The 20,813-nt window shown below is 48.8% G+C and carries 15 protein-coding genes and 1 CRISPR repeat array; of the genes, 3 read left to right on the forward strand and 12 right to left on the reverse strand.

What is annotated here, in order from left to right; genetic code table 11:
* Positions 1-12: 12 nt before the first annotated feature.
* On the reverse strand, positions 13-1,056 hold the full coding sequence (queA, locus tag FBR45_RS05615) for a tRNA preQ1(34) S-adenosylmethionine ribosyltransferase-isomerase QueA (RefSeq protein WP_077919006.1): 1,044 nt from the start codon (positions 1,054-1,056) through the stop codon (positions 13-15).
* A gap of 112 nt (positions 1,057-1,168) precedes the next feature.
* On the reverse strand, positions 1,169-1,534 hold the full coding sequence (locus FBR45_RS05620) for a hypothetical protein (RefSeq protein WP_077919005.1): 366 nt from the start codon (positions 1,532-1,534) through the stop codon (positions 1,169-1,171).
* Between the two features lie 101 nt (positions 1,535-1,635).
* Between FBR45_RS05620 and FBR45_RS05625 the strand changes: the two genes are divergently transcribed.
* Both FBR45_RS05625 and FBR45_RS05630 read left to right on the forward strand, forming a co-directional pair.
* Entirely contained in the window at positions 1,636-2,625 is a 990-nt protein-coding gene (locus FBR45_RS05625) for an SMP-30/gluconolactonase/LRE family protein (protein ID WP_138500121.1), read from the forward strand.
* Positions 2,626-2,724: 99 nt separating this feature from the next.
* Positions 2,725-3,714: a gluconolaconase gene (locus FBR45_RS05630; RefSeq protein ID WP_138500123.1), complete on the forward strand. Its 990-nt coding sequence runs from the start codon at positions 2,725-2,727 to the stop codon at positions 3,712-3,714.
* A gap of 85 nt (positions 3,715-3,799) precedes the next feature.
* Here the strand turns inward: FBR45_RS05630 and FBR45_RS05635 are convergent, their stop codons facing one another.
* From FBR45_RS05635 to cas6, 10 genes are all read right to left on the reverse strand, one after another.
* A complete protein-coding gene (locus tag FBR45_RS05635) occupies positions 3,800-4,444 on the reverse strand; it encodes a 3-keto-disaccharide hydrolase (RefSeq protein ID WP_138500126.1) in 645 nt (214 codons plus the stop codon).
* A gap of 98 nt (positions 4,445-4,542) precedes the next feature.
* A CRISPR array of direct repeats spans positions 4,543-9,708; the repeat unit is 30 nt; unit sequence ATTTCAATTCCACTCAGGTACGATTAGAAG.
* Positions 9,709-9,921: 213 nt separating this feature from the next.
* Complete coding sequence (cas2, locus tag FBR45_RS05640) at positions 9,922-10,185, reverse strand: CRISPR-associated endonuclease Cas2 (RefSeq protein WP_129600129.1); 264 nt, start codon at positions 10,183-10,185, stop codon at positions 9,922-9,924.
* A gap of 95 nt (positions 10,186-10,280) precedes the next feature.
* On the reverse strand, positions 10,281-11,288 hold the full coding sequence (gene cas1b, locus FBR45_RS05645) for a type I-B CRISPR-associated endonuclease Cas1b (RefSeq protein WP_138500127.1): 1,008 nt from the start codon (positions 11,286-11,288) through the stop codon (positions 10,281-10,283).
* Positions 11,289-11,336: 48 nt separating this feature from the next.
* A complete protein-coding gene (locus FBR45_RS05650) occupies positions 11,337-11,870 on the reverse strand; it encodes a serine/threonine-protein kinase (protein ID WP_138500130.1) in 534 nt (177 codons plus the stop codon).
* Between the two features lie 63 nt (positions 11,871-11,933).
* The gene (cas4, locus tag FBR45_RS05655) at positions 11,934-12,449 is read right to left on the reverse strand and encodes a CRISPR-associated protein Cas4 (RefSeq protein ID WP_138500132.1); all 516 of its coding nucleotides are present in this window, start codon (positions 12,447-12,449) and stop codon (positions 11,934-11,936) included.
* Between the two features lie 5 nt (positions 12,450-12,454).
* On the reverse strand, positions 12,455-14,731 hold the full coding sequence (gene cas3 / locus FBR45_RS05660; RefSeq protein ID WP_138500134.1) for a CRISPR-associated helicase Cas3': 2,277 nt from the start codon (positions 14,729-14,731) through the stop codon (positions 12,455-12,457).
* 6 nt (positions 14,732-14,737) lie between these two features.
* A complete protein-coding gene (locus tag FBR45_RS05665; RefSeq protein WP_138500136.1) occupies positions 14,738-15,442 on the reverse strand; it encodes a CRISPR-associated protein Cas5 in 705 nt (234 codons plus the stop codon).
* On the reverse strand, positions 15,435-16,532 hold the full coding sequence (locus tag FBR45_RS05670; RefSeq protein WP_138500138.1) for a DevR family CRISPR-associated autoregulator: 1,098 nt from the start codon (positions 16,530-16,532) through the stop codon (positions 15,435-15,437). Before FBR45_RS05670 ends, FBR45_RS05665 begins: the two co-directional genes overlap by 8 nt.
* A gap of 1 nt (position 16,533) precedes the next feature.
* Entirely contained in the window at positions 16,534-18,369 is a 1,836-nt protein-coding gene (locus tag FBR45_RS05675) for a hypothetical protein (RefSeq protein WP_138500139.1), read from the reverse strand.
* A gap of 358 nt (positions 18,370-18,727) precedes the next feature.
* Positions 18,728-19,591 carry a CRISPR-associated endoribonuclease Cas6 gene (gene cas6 / locus FBR45_RS05680; RefSeq protein ID WP_138500141.1) on the reverse strand — a complete coding sequence of 288 codons (864 nt, stop codon included), beginning with the start codon at positions 19,589-19,591 and terminating at the stop codon, positions 18,728-18,730.
* Positions 19,592-19,770: 179 nt separating this feature from the next.
* Here cas6 and FBR45_RS05685 point away from each other — a divergent pair, with 179 nt between their 5' ends.
* A complete protein-coding gene (locus FBR45_RS05685) occupies positions 19,771-20,766 on the forward strand; it encodes a helix-turn-helix transcriptional regulator (protein WP_171044840.1) in 996 nt (331 codons plus the stop codon).
* Positions 20,767-20,813 lie beyond the last annotated feature (47 nt).

A 20,813-nucleotide genomic window follows, 5' to 3' on the forward strand; every position in this document is an offset into this window, starting at 1 on the left:
TTGGGCGCGGGCTTACAGAATCAGCATTGCATCGCCATAGCTGAAGAAGCGGTACTTCTCCTTGATGGCTACCTGATACGCTTCCTTGATCAGCTCATGACCGCCAAACGCGCTCGTCATCATGATCAGGATCGACTCGGGCAGGTGCAGGCTGGTCAGCAGCGAATTGGCAATTTTAAAATCGTAAGGGGGGAAGATAAACTTATCCGTCCAGCCCTCTACCGGCTTCAGCCGACTATTGGCCGACACCGACGATTCGATGGCTTTGAGCGAGGTCGTACCCACCGCACAGACGCGTTTACCGCCATCGAGCGCGGTATTGACGATCTGGGCCGCATCGGCCGGAATCCGGTAATTCTCCGAATCGGTTTTGTGCTTGGTGAGGTCTTCTACGTCTACCTGACGGAACGTACCCAGACCAACGTGCAGGGTAATGGGCGCAAAGTGAATCCCTTTGATCTCCATCCGCTTCATCATGGCGCGGGTAAAGTGCAGACCGGCCGTGGGGGCCGCTACGGCGCCAACGTGCTGGGCAAAAACGGTCTGGTAATGATCCCGGTCGGCCAGTTCGGCTTCGCGCTGCATCTCGCGCGGGATGGGGGTTTCGCCCAGTTCATCCACCGCTTTCATAAACTCCTCGTGGTTACCGTCGAACAGGAAACGGATCGTACGGCCGCGCGAGGTAGTATTGTCGATAACTTCTGCTACCAGGTCACTATCGCCGAAATACAGTTTGTTCCCAACGCGGATCTTACGGGCCGGATCGACCAGTACGTCCCAGAGTTTCATTTCGCGGTTCAGTTCCCGCAGCAGAAAGACCTCAATTTTAGCGCCGGTTTTCTCTTTGTTGCCATACAAACGCGCCGGAAACACTTTCGTGTTGTTGATGACCATTACATCGCCATCGGTGAAATAGCTGAGTATATCCGAAAACTGTTTATGCTCAATGGTTTTGGCTTTACGGTCAACAACCATCAACCGCGATTCACCCCGCTCAACCGGGTATTTAGCAATGAGACTCTCGGGTAAATCAAACTTGAATTCGGATAATTTCATGATCTATCGGCACGAATAACAACAATCTTTTTTCTGTAAAGGGCGCAAAGATAGCGAAAAGCCCGGAAAATTGAGTATGTTCCGGGCTTTTTTCTTGCAAATATGACAAAAATCAATTATCGCCGACGGGCAAACCATCCATTGGCTGCACCGCGCCGTCGGTGTTGACGCCCGCGCGGTCCGATACGTTGAACTTGGCCATCAGTTCCGACGAGGCTTCGTTGGAGTAGGTGCCCTGAGCCGATACAAAGACGCCTTTCATACCATTGGCAGCCGTGATGGCGTATAGCGTCATCTCATCGCCGGGGTCCGACGTGCCCTCGAACCGGTGGAACTCGTCTACGTTGAACTCATCGCTTTTGAGTTTGGTCTCGGTGCTTTTCTCTTCCAGATAATCGCTTTTCGGGCCGAATTCGTGGGTATAGCCGCGTTCGCGCAGGGCTTCCATGGCTTCGGTTAAGGTGGTGAAATGATTCATGACGTTGGTAGTATTACGTTTCTAGTGTAAACCCAAAACAAAACGGATAGTTTTTTGCTACTTTATGGAATCCGTTGCCTCATCGAGTAAATCATTCGCCTATGTTCCGGTATCTGCTACGCCTTCCCGTTCTTTTCCTGGCCGGTATGTGGGCCTGCAACACGCCCGACAGCGAGTTCAATGCGGCCGTGTTTCCCGAACGAATTGCGTTCCAGGCCGACCGGCTTTATCCCGAAGGTATTACCTATTCGCCCGTTCTCGACCGGTTTCTGGTCAGCTCCATCACGCAGGGCAAGGTAGGTACCGTTGACCTTACCGGGCGGTATGCCGACTTCCTCACCGACACCCGGCTCATCAGCGGCATCGGCCTGAAAATTCGCGGCAACCTGCTATACGTCTGCAACGCCGATCAGGGGGTATCAACCAAAAGCACTGTCCAGACCACCCTCAGAACGGCCGGGCTGCTGGTGTTTAACCTCACGACCCGCGCCCGAGTGCAGACCATCCGGCTCGACTCGCTGCTGCCGGGCGTTCGTCATTTTGCCAACGATCTGGCTTTCGATCCGCAGGGGAACGCCTACATCACCGATTCGTTTGCGCCGGTGATCTACCGCGTTACGCCTGATTATAAGCCCAGTATTTTTATCAACAGCCCCCTGTTTGCCGGGGCGCAGGGGGTCAACCTGAACGGTATCGTTTACCACCCCGGCGGTTACCTGATCGTGGTGAAATCGAACGAAGGCAAACTGTTTAAGGTCAGTGTGGCCAATCCGAATATCATCACCGAAATTACGGGTGTAACCGTAGCGGGGGGCGATGGCCTGACGCTGCTGGACAATGAGCTGTACGTCGTGAACGAAGGGCAAAAGGTATCCCGGCTGAGAAGCACCGACGACTGGAAAACCGCCACCCTCGTCAGCGCAGATACTACTGGCTACGAGCAGGCCACCACCAGCGTAGCCGTGGGGAGTCGGATCTATACCCTCAACGCCCGCATCGGTGAACTAAGCGCAGCGGCCGGCAACCCCGCCCAGCTCCAGGCCCGCGACTATAGCATCCAGCAGTTTCGGCCGGCCGTTCCCACTCCGTAATATTAGAGAAACAAAGTGACTTGACAGGTACTTACGGGAAAGGGCGTGCCGATTGGTCGTCTTGTTCTATATGTTTTATCTATTGTCTAGTCCTGCGTTATGAAAACATCGTGTATAGTCTCCGGCGTTCTGCTGGCCGCATCTGCCTGCCTGACGGGCTGCGAAGATCACCGCGACAGTCCCAATGCCGTTTTCCCGGATCGGATCGAGTTTACGGCCGCCCGCCAGTACCCCGAAGGAATTGCGTACTCCGCGCAGCTGGATCGGTTCATCATTACGTCGATCACCCAGGGGAAAATCGGCACCGTGTCGACAACGGGCGTGTATGAAGACCTGCTCACGGACCCGGCCCTCGTTAGCGGCATCGGGGTGAAGGTGGGCAGTGGCCGGATTCTGGTCTGCAATGGCGATCAGGGTGTCTCGGTCAAGAGCAAACCCGAAACCGCTTTTCAGCTGGCCGAACTGCTGGTGTTCGATCTGACTACCCGCCAGCTTACCAACCGCGTCGACCTGGACAACCTGCTGCCGGGCGTTCGTCATTTTGCCAACGATCTGGCGGTCGATCCGCAGAACAACGTCTACGTAACGGATTCGTTTGCCCCCGTCATTTATAAAGTAGCGCCCGACGGAACCCCCTCTATTCTGGTGAACGACACCCGCCTGGGCGCGCCCATGGGCATGTTTGGCATGAACGGCATCATTTACCACCCCGGCGGCTACCTGATTGCCGTAAAAACCAGCGAAGGCAAACTCTTCAAGATCGATCTCAACAACGGCAACGCCATCACCGAAGTGGGCGGACTGACCCTGCAGGGGGGAGACGGCATTACCCTCGTGGGGACGACCGATCTCTATATCGTGACCAATAGCGGCAGTCAGGTATCCCTGGTTCGCAGCACCGACAATTTCGCCACGGCCAGCCTAGTCCGAAACGACACGAACGGCTATGCGCAGGCTACCACCAACGTGCTGGTGAACAACAGTATTTTTACCCTCAACGCCCGGATCGGTGAGGTAGGCGCAGCGGCCATGGCCATGAACCCGGCCCAGCTGCAAAGCAACCAGTACAGCATTCAGAAATTCCGATAAAGCCAGTGTCCGAAAAGTACGAACGGTCGGTTCGGGCGCCTATCTGCACGCCCGAACCGACCGTTCGTACTGAAAAGGGAGCCGATCAGTCGGGCAGCACCCGGATCATAATGTCTTTGTAGAGCACCTTGCTTTTGGGGTCATGGCCCTGCAGCGCCACGGTGCCGCTGCTGAGCCGGCGGGTCGCGTTATCGCCGGTGCGTTCGGCATTGTCGGGTTCGGTATACTCGTTGATAACTTTGCCGTTGATGCGAACGGTCACTTTTTTACCCTCGACCGTAATCTGTTCGGTATACCATTCGTCATCTTTCACGAAGGTTTCTTTCACATCCTGAAAGGAGTACACGCTGCCGGTCTTTCGCCAGTCGGTATGGGTCTGGTTCACCTGGATTTCGTAGCCTTTGACGGGCCAGCCGGTATCCTGGTAGGTGGTATGGATAAACATGCCGGAGTTGGCACCGGGCATCGTTTTCACCTGCGCTTTCCACTCGAAGTTTTTGAACGAATGATTGTTGACGGGCCCGTCGTAGAACAGGTGCGCCCGTGGGCCGAAGACCACAATGGCCCCATCCTGTACGCTGAAGGTGGTCGGGTTTTCGGCAGCCCGCCAGCCGGTGAGGGTTTTCCCATCGAAGAGGCTGGTCCAGCCATTGGCCTGTTGGGTGGTTTTATTGCCGGAGCAGCCCGCCAGCACGACCGCTGTAGCCAGCGCAATAAGGTATGATTTCATAGTTAGCATCAGGCATTATGGAATACCTTCATCAACTAAAGAACGAACCTCCCAAATCCTAACGGACCAACCGAACAACTCAACCAACTTCCCCGCCGATCCTAATTCCACTCAGGTACGATTAGAAGGTGGTGGTATTACCTGCCGCAGGTAGGGTTCACATTATTTCAATTCCACTCAGGTACGATTAGAAGGTGAGCACGTAACCGATAGCCGATTTGATGGTGTCAAATTTCAATTCCACTCAGGTACGATTAGAAGGGCCCATATCAGCCCTACTGATATACGATTCGCTGATTTCAATTCCACTCAGGTACGATTAGAAGGGTTTACCGACAATGATTTATCGGTTTTATTCTTGATTTCAATTCCACTCAGGTACGATTAGAAGGGCTGAGGTGTGGATTTATTGTGTGCCTTGTTTACAGATTTCAATTCCACTCAGGTACGATTAGAAGCGCAGGTCGGTCCCGTTCTTCCGCAGAAACAGACAGTATTTCAATTCCACTCAGGTACGATTAGAAGAACTACAGGAGCAAAACGAGCGGCTGCAAAGTGGTAATTTCAATTCCACTCAGGTACGATTAGAAGGCATATGTCGGGCCTGGCCATCGACATCGACTGCGAATTTCAATTCCACTCAGGTACGATTAGAAGTGCAGCTGGCGCCCTTCAGTACAGGGTCGGTGATCATTTCAATTCCACTCAGGTACGATTAGAAGAACGGCGGCAAGGCTGAACGCAGGGAAAGGCTGAATTTCAATTCCACTCAGGTACGATTAGAAGCCGAACTCGCGGCCCGTATCGCGCTGGTTGTTGAGATTTCAATTCCACTCAGGTACGATTAGAAGTATCGCGCACATCGTCGGCTAAGTCAGTCAGTACGTATTTCAATTCCACTCAGGTACGATTAGAAGCGCTGATGCAGCTACTGTTTGGCCGCTATGCCATATTTCAATTCCACTCAGGTACGATTAGAAGCGGAACCGCTGACACCCTGCGCCGGGCGCGTGCGGCATTTCAATTCCACTCAGGTACGATTAGAAGCCGTCTGCTGGCCCATAATCAGCCCTGTTTCTGTGAATTTCAATTCCACTCAGGTACGATTAGAAGCATTAGAGGATTGCGTCTAGGAAGTCGAGGTTTACTATTTCAATTCCACTCAGGTACGATTAGAAGCGAGCTGCTGGCCGCGTTGCCGGTTAGTTTGCCGGAATTTCAATTCCACTCAGGTACGATTAGAAGCATCCGCGAACGTGTTCACCGTTACGCGGCTGGTCATTTCAATTCCACTCAGGTACGATTAGAAGGCCGGACAGGTTATTAATAGCCCGAACGAACGTTGTCATTTCAATTCCACTCAGGTACGATTAGAAGCAGGTTTTCCGTCAATCGGCCATACGCGATCACGTATTTCAATTCCACTCAGGTACGATTAGAAGACAAACCGAAGCTATGGCCCGGGCCGAAGTCGACATTTCAATTCCACTCAGGTACGATTAGAAGCCGGTTACCGAAGCCATGGCCCGGGCCGAAGTCGACATTTCAATTCCACTCAGGTACGATTAGAAGGATACGCTGAACCGGTTTCGAAACAAAGGCTACAATTTCAATTCCACTCAGGTACGATTAGAAGCGAGTCGGTACACCAGATGGTCGATGATTTTAAAACATTTCAATTCCACTCAGGTACGATTAGAAGGGTAATCTTGACAGGCACGAGCTAGCCGGGCCAGCCAATTTCAATTCCACTCAGGTACGATTAGAAGTCAACACCTTCGCGTACTGTTCCTGCGCAAATGCATTTCAATTCCACTCAGGTACGATTAGAAGCCATCCTCCAGATTGTAGCGAACGTGGGTGTGTTATTTCAATTCCACTCAGGTACGATTAGAAGTCTTTCGCCCTACCTGTGTCAAGCCGGATTTGCCAATTTCAATTCCACTCAGGTACGATTAGAAGGGGTAGGCCGATGGCGTCGCACTGCTCTTTCAGGAAATTTCAATTCCACTCAGGTACGATTAGAAGAGCGGTTGCAGGACAAAATCAGGGCGCTCGAAAAAATTTCAATTCCACTCAGGTACGATTAGAAGAGACTGGCGAACCCACCCCAACCGTTCCAGCCATTATTTCAATTCCACTCAGGTACGATTAGAAGATCGTCTGGCGCTACCTCATCGACCCCGCAGCTTAGATTTCAATTCCACTCAGGTACGATTAGAAGTATCCGACACGATAGCCGCTATTGATTCATCCCGTTATTTCAATTCCACTCAGGTACGATTAGAAGACAAAGACCTTAGCACAGCCGTATCTAGCTACTTTATTTCAATTCCACTCAGGTACGATTAGAAGCGCTGTTCCGCTTCGAGTAGAGCCAACCGGCGTTATTTCAATTCCACTCAGGTACGATTAGAAGTTACTTTGGGGCCGTCGGGGATGCGCTCCTGCAGCACATTTCAATTCCACTCAGGTACGATTAGAAGAAGGGACCGCCGACAGCCTGCGCCGGGCGCGCACGGCATTTCAATTCCACTCAGGTACGATTAGAAGTGGTGCGGTAGAGGTTGATCATTTTACGGTGGGTAATTTCAATTCCACTCAGGTACGATTAGAAGCCAGACCTCGCGCCGTTGATGCCTGTTGCTCGATGACATTTCAATTCCACTCAGGTACGATTAGAAGCCCGGACGGCATGGAGTAGCTACTTGCATTCAGGCGAATTTCAATTCCACTCAGGTACGATTAGAAGCCTTGCCCAGAACCACGAGCCGGAGTGTCGTACACTCGATTTCAATTCCACTCAGGTACGATTAGAAGTCGCGCAGCCCGCCCGTTACGCGGTAGGCTACTGTCCATTTCAATTCCACTCAGGTACGATTAGAAGGGCGGATTCATTGCTACCCATTCGCAGGCGTCACAATTTCAATTCCACTCAGGTACGATTAGAAGACGGCTTTGATTGTTTCGCGTTGGGCATGGGTCTTGATTTCAATTCCACTCAGGTACGATTAGAAGTTTGCAATTCGGCGGGAATAATGTCACGAAAAAAAATTTCAATTCCACTCAGGTACGATTAGAAGGTATCGGTTTATAGCCTGGCTCGTCCCTGAGCGTGAATTTCAATTCCACTCAGGTACGATTAGAAGATCTCGGGAGATTCATTCCAATCCCGCCCCAAACTATTATTTCAATTCCACTCAGGTACGATTAGAAGCGCTAAGGTCTGCACTAAGCGCAAGCCAGCACGACGCATTTCAATTCCACTCAGGTACGATTAGAAGTTTGGCGACGCTTTTATGCTAACAGCCGCCGACCTGATTTCAATTCCACTCAGGTACGATTAGAAGGCCTACCAGCAGGGCAGGGGAGGAACAAGCAACTGGATTTCAATTCCACTCAGGTACGATTAGAAGGTCGTGGCCAATTTACTAGCTACTGCGCTGTTGACATTTCAATTCCACTCAGGTACGATTAGAAGGTAGTCGCGAGGTAGGTCCATGACCTCGCGCTTCGTCATTTCAATTCCACTCAGGTACGATTAGAAGGGCGTTCATTCGTAGCGGTAATAATCCGGTCACCCAATTTCAATTCCACTCAGGTACGATTAGAAGTGGGGATAGGTTGGAGGTCGCGCATGAGCGCAATCCATTTCAATTCCACTCAGGTACGATTAGAAGTCTGTGCTCATCAGGTAGGGCAGGCGAACCGCATCATCATTTCAATTCCACTCAGGTACGATTAGAAGTGTTACGTGTGGTTAGCGACTAGGATTAATTCGATAATTTCAATTCCACTCAGGTACGATTAGAAGGCTGATATAGACCACTGGCTCAAACGGGATGTCTGAATTTCAATTCCACTCAGGTACGATTAGAAGATACGCGTCCGGGTAGTCCTGACAGGCACGGGCCAACATTTCAATTCCACTCAGGTACGATTAGAAGCCATTTGCCGCAGCAGATTTCGGGCTTAGTGAACGGATTTCAATTCCACTCAGGTACGATTAGAAGGGTGCGTAAGAATCCGGTTTAACTACTCGCAGAATATATTTCAATTCCACTCAGGTACGATTAGAAGCCAGCCCGCACCCTCATGCACATAGACGTTCATGGCATTTCAATTCCACTCAGGTACGATTAGAAGCCTAGTCCAGCGAAATCGGATGAACTAGGCAACGATTTCAATTCCACTCAGGTACGATTAGAAGCCAGGACCCGTTTGTACTGGCTGTCTTCAAGTCCATATTTCAATTCCACTCAGGTACGATTAGAAGCCCTGCAATACCTGATTGATTTGGCTGATGCGTATTATTTCAATTCCACTCAGGTACGATTAGAAGCTCGGGGCAGAATCGAAACTGGCTCAGGTTGTTCACGATTTCAATTCCACTCAGGTACGATTAGAAGCCTAAATACGACTTCTCACTCTCAACCCGCACCCATTTCAATTCCACTCAGGTACGATTAGAAGATAACGTCAGCAATGACAACCATAGTGGGGACTTCGATTTCAATTCCACTCAGGTACGATTAGAAGCTGTCAGGGTCTTTAAGATTCTTTTTAATAATACGAATTTCAATTCCACTCAGGTACGATTAGAAGGCATCGAGCTACATTAACGGCGACGTAATTTCCAAATTTCAATTCCACTCAGGTACGATTAGAAGCAGGTCGGTCCCGACGATGCCCAATAGTTTACCCTCATTTCAATTCCACTCAGGTACGATTAGAAGACCAGTAGCAAAAGCAGGGCAATAGCTAGTTGTTTCATATTTCAATTCCACTCAGGTACGATTAGAAGTCGTTTAGAGGGTGTCGCATCTCACGCCATTGAGCTAATTTCAATTCCACTCAGGTACGATTAGAAGTCAGGTTCCGCACCTGTTGCCAGATGCCCGTTGGCTATTTCAATTCCACTCAGGTACGATTAGAAGGGCATCAGCCGGGACGGTATGGCTATACGCAGCGCCATTTCAATTCCACTCAGGTACGATTAGAAGAACGCAAGCCAGGACGACGCCGGACGCCGGTTATGCATTTCAATTCCACTCAGGTACGATTAGAAGTCGACCCCTCATCTGATAACCTGCTGATAGTAGACATTTCAATTCCACTCAGGTACGATTAGAAGTGCCAGCCCCTTGCGCGTGGCAGTGCTGGACTTTAATTTCAATTCCACTCAGGTACGATTAGAAGCCCGGCCGGAAACTCGACGGGCTTGCCAGTCGCTAATTTCAATTCCACTCAGGTACGATTAGAAGCCGTGAAATTATCACGAAAAAAGTGCCTTCAGGCTGTCCAAAGGCACGCTGACAATTAATTTTTTGGCCTAAAAATCGTCGATCGCCATTACTACGAAAAAGTCCGGCGATCGACGACGGTTCAGTATCAGGCTTTTATAGCCAAACGGTGCATTATTGCTTGTCTTTACAGCATGTCAAAGAACAATTCTGGCCAGACCGACGACATTCTCCTTACAAAAAGTTATCCGTCGACTGCCGTTCTACACCCACGATTTCCTTGTCGAGCCACTTCTGATCCCGGTTTTTGAACAGAATCAGGCTATCCTCGTCTTCGCGCATAATCCGCCGGGCTTCATAAAGCAGTTCTTTTAGCTGTACCTCCGTCATTTCACCCTCGAAAACAGAATTCTGTATCCAGTTCAAATACCGCCGACAGAGCTTCAGCATTTTGCCGACCCGCTTCTGCCCCATGTCATACACCAGAATCACGTACATGTTTTTATGGAGTGATTGAGTGGATAAGCGATTGAGTGAAAAGCTGCGCAACAAGTACGCACGCCATCACGCATTCGCTCATTCAAAAAATTAACTTACCACCAGGCCTTGAATGGTTTGTACTCCTCGATCCCCAGCAAATGCTTCTGAAGCTTGTAACACTCCAGCTTAATCAGGTGTCGATAACTCACGCTCCGACCCAGGGCCCGGTGTTTGATCGTTTCTTTCAGCGCTGCGTCGAACTCCTCCAGAAACCGCTTCCGGGCCGCTTCTTTCATGACGCAGCCGCCCACCTCGGCCCGAAAGTCTGACGCCTGGAGCTGCCGCTTGTTCACCATACGGAAAATGAGCCGGTCAACCAGAATTGGTTTGAAAATCTCGGCCATGTCCAGCGCCAGCGAATACCGGCGCGCGCCCGGCTCGTGCAGAAAGCTAATGGTCGGGTTCAGCTGTGTATGATAAATCATGCTCAGACAGGCGGTGTAGCAGAGCATATTGCCAAATGAAATCAGCGCGTTCAACTCGTTTTGGGGTGGGCGTTTGCTGCGACCATCCAGACAGAATGTTTCCCCCACAATGGCATCGAAGCAGCTATAATATGTCTGGCGAATGTTGCCTTCAATACCCATCAGCGTCGGTACGTCCGGGGCGGTCGGTACGCTTGCCAGCAGCTGCTCTACCGTGGTAACGGCCGCTTCCAGGTCTTTCTGCCGATTGTTGTAGTACTTCAACACCCGCAAAATGTTGCAGGCTGCCCCTTCTACAAACGTTCGGGCAATGGCGATCCGCTTTTTGGGCGACAAATAATAGCGGGTTTGCTCGACCTGCATTTTGCCCGCCAGCAGATACTCCCTCGGCATAAACGAACCGGTATAATGCTCGTAATAGTCGAAGAAGTGAACGGCGATGCCTTCCTTGCCCAGAAAGTTATAAAGGGCCGAGTTGGCGTCCAGACTGCCGAAGACATACAGGTCCGACACCTGCTCAACGGGCAGAAAGCGCGGCTGTCCTTCCTGGCCGGCTTCGTCTACCGGCGTAAACTTCAGCGTGTTGTCCTGCCGACTCATGCGGCCAGCGTTGAAGAGGTATTTGGTTTGTTTCATAAAGTTGATGTAGCGAAGAGGCAGAGACGAATACTGTTTTACGCGGCCTTATCCGTTCAAAAAATAATTCCGAAACTGTACCAGTTCGGTTTGTTCAACGTCCAGATATCTGGCAAAAATCCGCTCGCCTACCTGCTCTTTCAAGGCCGATATGCCTACATCGATCAGCCGTAGGCCGTGTTCGGTGAGCAGAATATTATCAAACGCCAGGCCGCCCAGATCAGAAAGCCCGGGCCGACGTCTCGGCTTTAAATCTTGATGAACAAACCCCGCCTGATGTAAGGCCGTCAAATCATCGGCAAACACATCATACCATAATTCCCAACGTTCAATTTCGTAAGCCCGGTAGTCAAACGGACGAATACGCTCCATGACCAGCATTTCGGCCTGTAGTTCTTCACTATAATCGAGTCGGATAAACCTGACCACCAAATCATTAATTGTGTTGGCGAACTTCATCTTTTCGGCTTCTGAACCAATATCGGAGCGCGTATCACTCGTAAAGAGCTTAGCTACTTCGGTTTCCGATACAGCAATGACCGCGTTGTTTGCACCAGCCGACAGTTGACGAGGATATTTCATACTGGGTAGAGAACAGAACGAACAGCTGGGCGGTGGCTATTGCTCCGCTTCGGCTGTCCGATTTTATTGACTGGATTCTTCGACATAGCAGAAATCAAAGTAACTGCACGCCCGGCATTTCGATTTGCTGATCCGACCCGGACACTGCTCACTATCCACGATCCGTTCAATATCTCGAATCCACTCTTCCACTACCGGGATATCCTCGGCTTCGAGCCGGACGGTCTGTGTCTGCCGCGGCTTGGGGTACTCGATCAATCCGGTTGCTCCGTCGATGCCATTTTTACGGAGCAGATAAAGATAAAACTGTACCTGGGCTACGTGCGAATGCTCCAGCTTGTCCGACTTCTTGATCTCATGTACCACTTTGTCATACGGGTCGTAGAAATCGATCTTAGAGCCATCAATCGTGATTTCGCGGTATCGTTCGGCGCGTTGGGGGTAGGCGTGTTCGTGAAGCTGTTTTCCTTCGGTCACCGCTTCGGACGTGTGTTCCATACGGATTTGGTGCGCGTGCAGCCACATCTTCCGGTGGCATAGGTGGTAATAGTTGATAAGAGTTGCGTTGGCGTGAGCCATAGATTCTACAGGAAATGGAAATCAGGTGAACGCTCTATTCGTTGATAACCAACTCCTTTAGTATACTCAAGATTAGTTGCCACCAGCGTATTCTGCTTGTCTTCCAATTTGATTTGATGCTCTTTAGGGCACTCCCACGGATAAGCCTGCACCAAAAGCTGGCTGGCTTCAATGTACTTACCTTCCTTCCTTTTAGCTTCGAATTCAGACCTTAGATTTTCGCACAGAATATCAATCTTTAGATTAGTCTTATCAATAACGTCCTCAACCCAATCTGCCCAATCACCCGCATGAAATGTGCTTTCAAAATTGACGATACGTTCGTGATTAAAACCAATTTGGAAATTTCGCTCTTGTTCTTCGGTATAGCCCTTTTCATAGACTTCATCGCAGGCATCGACCAAATGTTGCTCAGATAGCTCTTGTCCATCCAGTTTCAACAGAACACGCCATGTTTCATCTACGATAGCTTGGTCGTATATCCGTTTAGTATTGCCAATGCTAAGTTCAAAAAGGTATATTTCGGATGGTTTTTTACGCTTGCCAGCTCGGTTGACTCGGCCAAATCGTTGAATTAGCGCGTCAATCGGAGCATTCTCAATAAACGCAACATCATAATCAATATCTAAACTAACCTCTACGGCCTGTGTAGCAATTAATAATCGAGGACGCTCCTTTCTGTCGTCTGCAGTAATACTCTTTTCAATCTCTTTACGGTCTTTGCGATGAAATCCACCGTGCAATAGTTTGGGATTAAATTTATCAAAGGTTTGACTCAGTTTCTGACAAGTACTAACGTTGTTGACAATAATCAGTACAGTTTTCTTTCCTTCCTCTAGTATCTGTGTAATCTGCTCAGTTGAATCAATAACTGTTTTCTTAGGTTGGCAAATCAATTTATGGCGAATACGTTTTAATATATCTGCATCGGCTGGATTACCTGGATTTGGGCGAAGAATTCTCGATGTATCACCATCAAACAGTTCATTGACAATTCGATCAAGTAGAAACTTGGGAATGGTTGCCGACATCAACAGAATTTTAGCGTTGCAAAACCGCTTAAGCCACTTTAGCGTTGCCAGCATCATCCCTGTTAGGTGTGCATCGTACGTATGGAATTCGTCAATGATAAACAGTGCGTTTTGGTAGTCGAATAGACTCATATCCCATCCTTTACCATGTAGCGCATGTTTCAATACCTGATGCAACGTAGCAACTTTGACAGGATAGAATAATTCACGGGAAGCAGACCGTTTATTTCGAGCAATCTCTTCGCTTTGTTGAAAATTGTTCGTTTCATTGATTGCTTCCTCATAGAAAAAATCAAGGGCTTTGCTGTGAAGAGCTGTTACACGTTCTTTCCCATAAACGCCCTTAAGTCTACGTACCATAGCATTGATACTGGCAGTATACGGCAACAAGTAAAACAGTCTGGCATTTTCCGTCTGATTGGCATACACCCAACTTAATGCTGCTTCCGTTTTCCCCGAACCCGTTGGCGCGTGTAAAATAACGTCGCCTATATAACGCTGCATCCGCTCCTGAAATGGTCGAAAAGGTACTCGAACGATTTTGTTTTTGTTGTTTAGGGTAGTGGGGTAAAAATCTGTCAACTCAAGTCGTTTCCATACTGGCAAATCGCTTTCTGTCTTTGCAGAACCGATATGATCAGCAGCCATCAGCAATCCACGCATACGAGCTAGTTGTAACCTATCTGTCGGCTGTGATTGCTGCTTATCATTCATTAGAAGAAATTGAATTTCATCCGAATAGGCGTCTTTAGGAGAAACATTATTTGTTATTGGTGAAACATCGTTGAAAAGCGTACCCCATGCCTTAACGATCTCTTCAGCATTCTTTACCAATTCAGGGTCGTCGGATAGATGACAGGCTAAATCAGCTCCTATCTCGTAAAGAGAAAGTTTCTTGAAACCATCTGAAACGATCCCTTTGTGATGCGTAGCAATGGCAAATAATTCGTCAATAGGAAGATTCAAGAACTGCTCACAAAACCAAAGTGAGATGAGTTCGTGGCGAATACTTACAACCGTTGTTCCCTTTTTCAGATTCGCTTGAAAGCTCTTGTGCAATTTGCCGATGTCATGCCATACAGCACAACGAATAGCTTTTTTTAGCCACTTGTTACGCTCGTCTTCAGTAAAAGGCAACCGGTTAACTAATTCAATGCCCGCTCGAACTACCCGTCGCGTATGTTCCTCAAGCGTCATGCAGAGGGCAAACGTTAGGTCATCACTTTTGGCTTTGTAAACGCTGAAATCCATTTTAAATCATTGCCAGTTGTGTAGATAGAAACTTTTGCCTTCGTTGGTTCTGAACAGATTACCGATTGATATTTCTTGACCAGTACCTGCTGCCAGATTAATGAAAACACGCGGATTGATCGGCTTTCGACCTGCCCCCACTCGCGTGTATTCTTCGTAAGCGTCGGCTAGTTGCACTAGCTGCCCGGCCACCTGCATACCTGGTGTAAATGGTAAAGCGCATCCACTAATTTTTGCCTGCGTAACAGCCTCAACTGCGACAACTCGAACCGATTCAAATCGGATTCGTAGTAAGTCCTGTGAGCGTCCCAATGCAGGTGTTCCAACTGGATAGCGGAAATAATCAATCCAATCTGTGCGATTTAGCCAGAGAGTCAAACAAGGTTGAAGATCTCCCGTCGAGTCAGTTGCCGCTACTACATGAAACTCCCGCTTGTATGCATCCGTCCCTTTGGCGTGTGGCTTTACGTTACGGCCATCAAACTCTAACCGCTGGCGGGTTTCTAAGTCATTAGCTTCTGTTACGTATTGATAATGAAATCCAAACTGTACTTCATCATGTGTTACAATACGTCCCAAACAGCAACCGATCAACCCCAATAGCGACGAGTAAGAAGGTACCGTCATGCAAAGCGCATTTCCTGAAAGGACAAATGGCAAACGTGGGGTTGCTGTCCATCCATCAAATTGAACTTCCAGCACTTCATTCATTGGATGTTGTAGTCAAGTGAGCTTTTATAAAATCCTGAGCAACGCTTACAGGCGAGCCAACAACAATCGTGGAATTGTTTGAGAGAGCTTTAACCTCAGCTTCATTCTGTAGATACCCTTCCCGTATACCAATATAGACGGGTGTTGCCAGTTTGTTTTGGTAATCGTCAATGATCTGTTTCAGAGCGTTTATTTTCAAAGAAGGCATTTCGCCAGAACCCTCAAACAGATTATTAAAGACTGGATTTGCACATTCAAGTCCAGCCAAAATCAACACTTTGGGGCTTACATCTGCACCGAATGCAGCTTGCTTTGCGCCACCCCGTAAAAAAGCCAAGCCACGTAGCAAACCAGCCGCACGCTCTTTGCGTGAATGTTCCGCATTTTGTAGCGTGAAGCGTTTGAATGTTCCTTTTGCACCTAAAGGTTTATAGGTTAACTGATCTGCATATTGCTTAACCGTCTCAGAGGCCAATTCCTGTTTACTACCCAAGTTGTCAAATTGCCCAAGCCGGTAGTATTCGAGATTGAAGAATCCCTCAAGATGAGCCGCATAAAATTGCGTTGAGTACGGCAATGGTGTATTTTCTTTGAGATGCACAAAACCCTCATCAACGTTTAACGTCCGCTTACCACGAATACCCTTTAAGACAGAGCATTTAAACGGCGATGTCCGCTGAACACTTTCCGCTTTAGTTTTTGCAGGTGCTTCATCTTCATCCTCTTCATCACCCGCTCCTGATTTATCATTTCCCCCACTACGCATATAGCCGAATAAATCATCTTCCGGAAAAGCAATTGGATCAAGCTGTGTAGAAATTTTATTAGTGGTTCCTTTTTTTGAAACGCCGATCGCCTGCAATTCGCTGGGTGTCCAGTTATTTTCCTCATTTGAAGTGTTTCGGAGCCATCTTCTCCATGCCTGAGCCGACACGTAAGGCACTTTTTCACGGCGGCCATTCACCATTTCTTCAAATACTTTTGGGACTACTTTGTTGCGGTCTTCGCCTGCGCCTAAACCTGCCCCATTTAAAAAAGCGGCCGTACCATCGATGACCAACGCACCGGTAATGTTGTTAAGAGTTGCCATACTAAACTGTTGTTAAAGAAAGCAATGATTGATGATAGAATTGATTTAAAAGGTACTCAATAGCAAATCGGGTAAACGATGGGTTGTATTTGCCCATATAGTCGTACAAAAGTTTTTCAGGAGGAATCGAGGGGGCAAACGGTTGTTCCAGCTCCTTTTCCAGCTCAGTCATACTTTCACTAACGGAATCTATCCATTGAGCAATTTGAAAGCTTTCCCGACGCATAGGAACCAGCACATGCTGACGAAATTTTTCTTCATCCAATCTTCCTTTATTCCGTCCATCACGATAGTAATGGATGTATTCGTCGACGAATTGTCGGAAGTTTTTAATGTAATAACTCTGCTCAACGCTGGGCTTAGGAAGCAGCTCTGTCGGTTGAAATACTAACCGAGGGGTCGGCTCATTGCGGTAATAGTTTAGATATATCCGCAGAATATCCCGCAGCCCATAAGCGTTTTGGCGATTTTCTGAGTCGAACAATAATGAATAAACTGTTTCAAACTCATATAACCGGCTGCTTTCTCGAATTAATAAGGGTAACGGATTGCCTTCTTGATAACGGGTTCCTAACCAACGACTGCTGTAGCTACGCTTGTCTTCACCCATCAAATGAAAGAACAGATTAATCGACTGACCGATAGGCGAGCTTGCTATATCTGGAACAGGAGGCATTGTTACGTCGTCATCAGCAGACAGCGTTAGATAATAGAAATGCACCATCCGATACATACGACTAATGGTACCGTCTACAGGAATTCTTTCAGGATTATTGAGAACTGAAATATGATGCGCCCAATGCCATTCTTTGCGACTTGCTGCTCCTACCATAGATTCAAAAACCATACTTTTGTACAGGGCATAATCGCTGTTAGGAGCGTCCGATTTTTCTAAAAACTTATATTGAGCTTTACTCCACTCCCCTTTACCCAACAGATGAGCGATGTATTTGGCATATTCTAACTTATCCTCATTTCCGACAAGACGTTGGTATTCTTCATAGAATCGAATAGAAACGCCATCTGAATTTTTGTTGGGGTAAAGCCCATAGAAGTCAATATTCCCCTCAAGGCATTCCAGGAAGTCTGACTGAATTTTTGGATTCTTTAGAATCCCTTCCAGCGTTGGCCGTAGCGAAGGATTTCTGTACAGCTTGAGCAGCTTAACGATTAGTTGGTTTGGGATGCGGTCAATTTCACAACTCGCTCCGGTACCTGAATTGGTAAAACTCCAAAGATTAATAGCAGTAGTTTTATCGGCTTGTTCTTTAAAAGCGACAATATCTAAAATGTCAAGAATGTAATTTCCTTTTGAAAAGTCTTTTACATTATCTACTACCGCGTTAGCAGATACGGTTCCTATTTTATCTTTAATATGGGCGGCATATTTAGCTATCAGTATTCTCGATAATTCATAATTAGATGAGTCAACTAGCAGAATACCACCTTTATAAAGCACCGCAGACAAGGGCAGGAACTGCATAATAGCCAAACAAATAGGGTGAACGGTAAGCGCATATTTGGCTTGTGGTAATGCCTGTGCGTCAGAGCCTAACCCACCCAACAACGGAAACCAACAACGATTGACGGTTTTATCTTTGCCGTTAATCTTGCTGACTGGATAGCCTACCTTACGGAGCGTCTGTTCATAGAAAGCATCAAACGTTGTTTTGAACTTCAAGCCCGACAACTCGCAAGTATATGGACCCTCGCCCTCCACATTTTCTAGAATACCAGAAATGAGTTGGTTGTAGATGGCTTCGCCAAACTCCTTATCGTTGAATAGCGGCCCATTTTTAGAGAAGAGCATCGTATAGCTCTTGAGTCGCTTATTCAAACGTATGAGTGTATGTAAACCATCACTGTACGGATTCCTGAATAGTTTAAGCAATGTATCGGCATCAACTGTACTAATATGTTGATTAGTTAGGGCTTCGATGGTTTGTAGCGCGTTATTGAGCATAGCGCTGCCTGTGTAATCCTTAAATATTGTCATTTCATTGCTAAGTGCTTATTTTGAAATTCATCATAATTCTGTAGTAACAATATCATGGCATCGACAATTAAAAAAACGGAGCGGAAACTGCCACCTAATCACCCCCTTAGCCGTAAGTTTGACACAGCCGAAGAAGGGGCAAAGGCAAAAGCCGATTATGTGATGAATACAGTTTTGAAGGATTTCGACTGGAATGCCTTCATGGCGACGAAACAAAATCAGACACCCCAGAAGTAGGTTTGGTTTCTGTAAGTCCCACACACCCGAATCCTTCCGCGTTATACCGCCCTACACCGGCCAGTACGGCCATTTCCAGCAATTCCTTGGGGCCGTTTAGCTCGAACTGGAAGCCGTAGTAGCCGCGCACTTTGGTTTCTTCTCGCGCACCTTCTTTAATCGTGACTAATCTTGATTTGGGCTGGGCCGCTTGCCGCCCCGGATTGGGCAGCAGTCGGTAGGTGAGCGGAGCCGGTTCCGGTTCGTAATCCGTCAGGTCGCCTGTCGATAGAGCCGCTTGTACGCTGGCATGCTTAGCCAGTAGATTCGACACCAGCAGGGGGCCAAACTGCTCGTCGGCCGGGTGGAGGTACTGATCCATGCCCCGCTCATCTTTTTCCGCAATCACTACCGGCGAAAGCGTCCGTAACCGAACCGTATCGCTTGTTATCTCCACCGGTACGGCCTCTACCCGCTCAATGATAAACTCAGCCCGGTGCCGGGGCGTGGCAATCACACAGCGCTGGTCCTGAAACAGCCCTATGATAAAATCCTGAGCGGCTTTGTCGACGTAGAAGCTAACGATCCACTCGATATGGGGTGAGTTGACCCACATACCGCCCGCGCGTACGTCCAGGCGGGCATTGGGCATGATCAGGTCCGAAAAGGTGAACAGCTTGAATCGTCGGGTACTCGAATACGTATATCCCTGGTTGTGCAGAAAATGCGCATACTGCTCATCGGCTTCGGCCAGTACGGCGTAGATGAACGCACTGAGCCGATATGCGTAATTGAACGGAACCAGGGTTTGCCGGGCAGTAGGGCGGAGAACGAGTCGAAACTGCATGGTGGTGGATAGAAATCACATCGACTGAGTAAACGGTTAACCCGGCACTGAATCAATGATTAGATTTACATGTCTGTAATGTTATGCCTTTGCTGTACCAGTTACAAGCTCATGTTAGTAAGCGGTTCAAAGGTCTTGTAGCATCGGGCAATCTATCTGCACGAAACTATTTTTTTTCCATGCCAATCGTAAAAAATCGTCTTGACCGACTTCAGAAGATCAATGACCGACTCAACCGCTGGGGCGGCCGACCAGTATCCAGGCAGGAGCTGATGCGGCTGTGTGGCGTCTCGGAGCGCACCCTGAAAGAAGATCTGCAATTCATGCGCGAGGAGTACAACGCCCCCATTGTGTACCGGCGCAGCGAGGGCGGCTATTGCTACGAAACGCCTTTCGATATGGCTATTCAGCTGCCGTTCAGCAACGACGAACTGGCTGCGCTCGAAACGGCGGTGGCTACGCTGAATCAGTTTAAGGAACTGGCTATGTTTCGCGATCTGGAAGGCCTGGTCGACAAGCTGGAGAAGGCGGTGCGGTTCCGGTTTTCGGGCTCGGCCGATTACCGGCAGTACCTGCATTTCGAGTCGGTGCCCTACAGTCGGGGAAGTGAGTATGTCGCTCTCTTGTTACAGGCAATCCGGAATAAAACGATGGTGACGTTCAGTCATCAGAAGTTCGACGCCCCGGCGCCGAGTCCCCATCGGGTAGTTCCGTACCTGGTCAAAGAGCACCGGAACCGCTGGTACCTGGTTGGGTATCAGGTCGATTATGGGCTGTTGCGGGTGTTTGGGCTGGATCGGATCGTGGCCGGGAGTCTGGTCGTAACGGAAACCGCACCGGATACGGTTATCCCCAATTTCGATGCCGACGGGTATTTTCGGCACTCGCTGGGGGTAGCGGTATACGAAGACAAGGAGCCGGAAGCGGTGGTGCTGTCGTTCAGTCCGCAGCAGGGGCGTTATTTCCGGGCGCAGCCGTTTTTTCCGTTTACCGAAGACGATGTGTTGTGCGACACCGAGTCTGAGTGTCGCATCCGGCTCCGAATAATTATCAACAAAGAACTGGTGTACGAACTGGCGCGACTGGGTCCGACGGTAAAGGTTCTTTCGCCCCCTCATCTGGTGGTACAGCTAAAAACCTACCTGCAGCAATCACTCCAGCAATACGCCGAATAACCCCTGCGGGGGGGCAGGGGTACGCGGTATACGGCCTGGCATAACTC

Origin of the sequence: Spirosoma lacussanchae (genome assembly GCF_005870035.1) — a bacterium.
In the GTDB taxonomy this organism is placed as follows: domain Bacteria; phylum Bacteroidota; class Bacteroidia; order Cytophagales; family Spirosomataceae; genus Spirosoma; species Spirosoma lacussanchae.

What these genes read in the sequence shown, in the direction of transcription:
- queA (WP_077919006.1), bottom strand. Translation starts at nt 1,056, where the DNA reads ATGAAATTATCCGAATTCAAGTTTGATTTACCCGAGAGTCTCATTGCT.
- FBR45_RS05620 (WP_077919005.1), bottom strand. Translation starts at nt 1,534, where the DNA reads ATGAATCATTTCACCACCTTAACCGAAGCCATGGAAGCCCTGCGCGAA.
- FBR45_RS05625 (WP_138500121.1), top strand. Translation starts at nt 1,636, where the DNA reads ATGTTCCGGTATCTGCTACGCCTTCCCGTTCTTTTCCTGGCCGGTATG.
- FBR45_RS05630 (WP_138500123.1), top strand. Translation starts at nt 2,725, where the DNA reads ATGAAAACATCGTGTATAGTCTCCGGCGTTCTGCTGGCCGCATCTGCC.
- FBR45_RS05635 (WP_138500126.1), bottom strand. Translation starts at nt 4,444, where the DNA reads ATGAAATCATACCTTATTGCGCTGGCTACAGCGGTCGTGCTGGCGGGC.
- cas2 (WP_129600129.1), bottom strand. Translation starts at nt 10,185, where the DNA reads ATGTACGTGATTCTGGTGTATGACATGGGGCAGAAGCGGGTCGGCAAA.
- cas1b (WP_138500127.1), bottom strand. Translation starts at nt 11,288, where the DNA reads ATGAAACAAACCAAATACCTCTTCAACGCTGGCCGCATGAGTCGGCAG.
- FBR45_RS05650 (WP_138500130.1), bottom strand. Translation starts at nt 11,870, where the DNA reads ATGAAATATCCTCGTCAACTGTCGGCTGGTGCAAACAACGCGGTCATT.
- cas4 (WP_138500132.1), bottom strand. Translation starts at nt 12,449, where the DNA reads ATGGCTCACGCCAACGCAACTCTTATCAACTATTACCACCTATGCCAC.
- cas3 (WP_138500134.1), bottom strand. Translation starts at nt 14,731, where the DNA reads ATGGATTTCAGCGTTTACAAAGCCAAAAGTGATGACCTAACGTTTGCC.
- FBR45_RS05665 (WP_138500136.1), bottom strand. Translation starts at nt 15,442, where the DNA reads ATGAATGAAGTGCTGGAAGTTCAATTTGATGGATGGACAGCAACCCCA.
- FBR45_RS05670 (WP_138500138.1), bottom strand. Translation starts at nt 16,532, where the DNA reads ATGGCAACTCTTAACAACATTACCGGTGCGTTGGTCATCGATGGTACG.
- cas6 (WP_138500141.1), bottom strand. Translation starts at nt 19,591, where the DNA reads ATGCAGTTTCGACTCGTTCTCCGCCCTACTGCCCGGCAAACCCTGGTT.
- FBR45_RS05685 (WP_171044840.1), top strand. Translation starts at nt 19,771, where the DNA reads ATGCCAATCGTAAAAAATCGTCTTGACCGACTTCAGAAGATCAATGAC.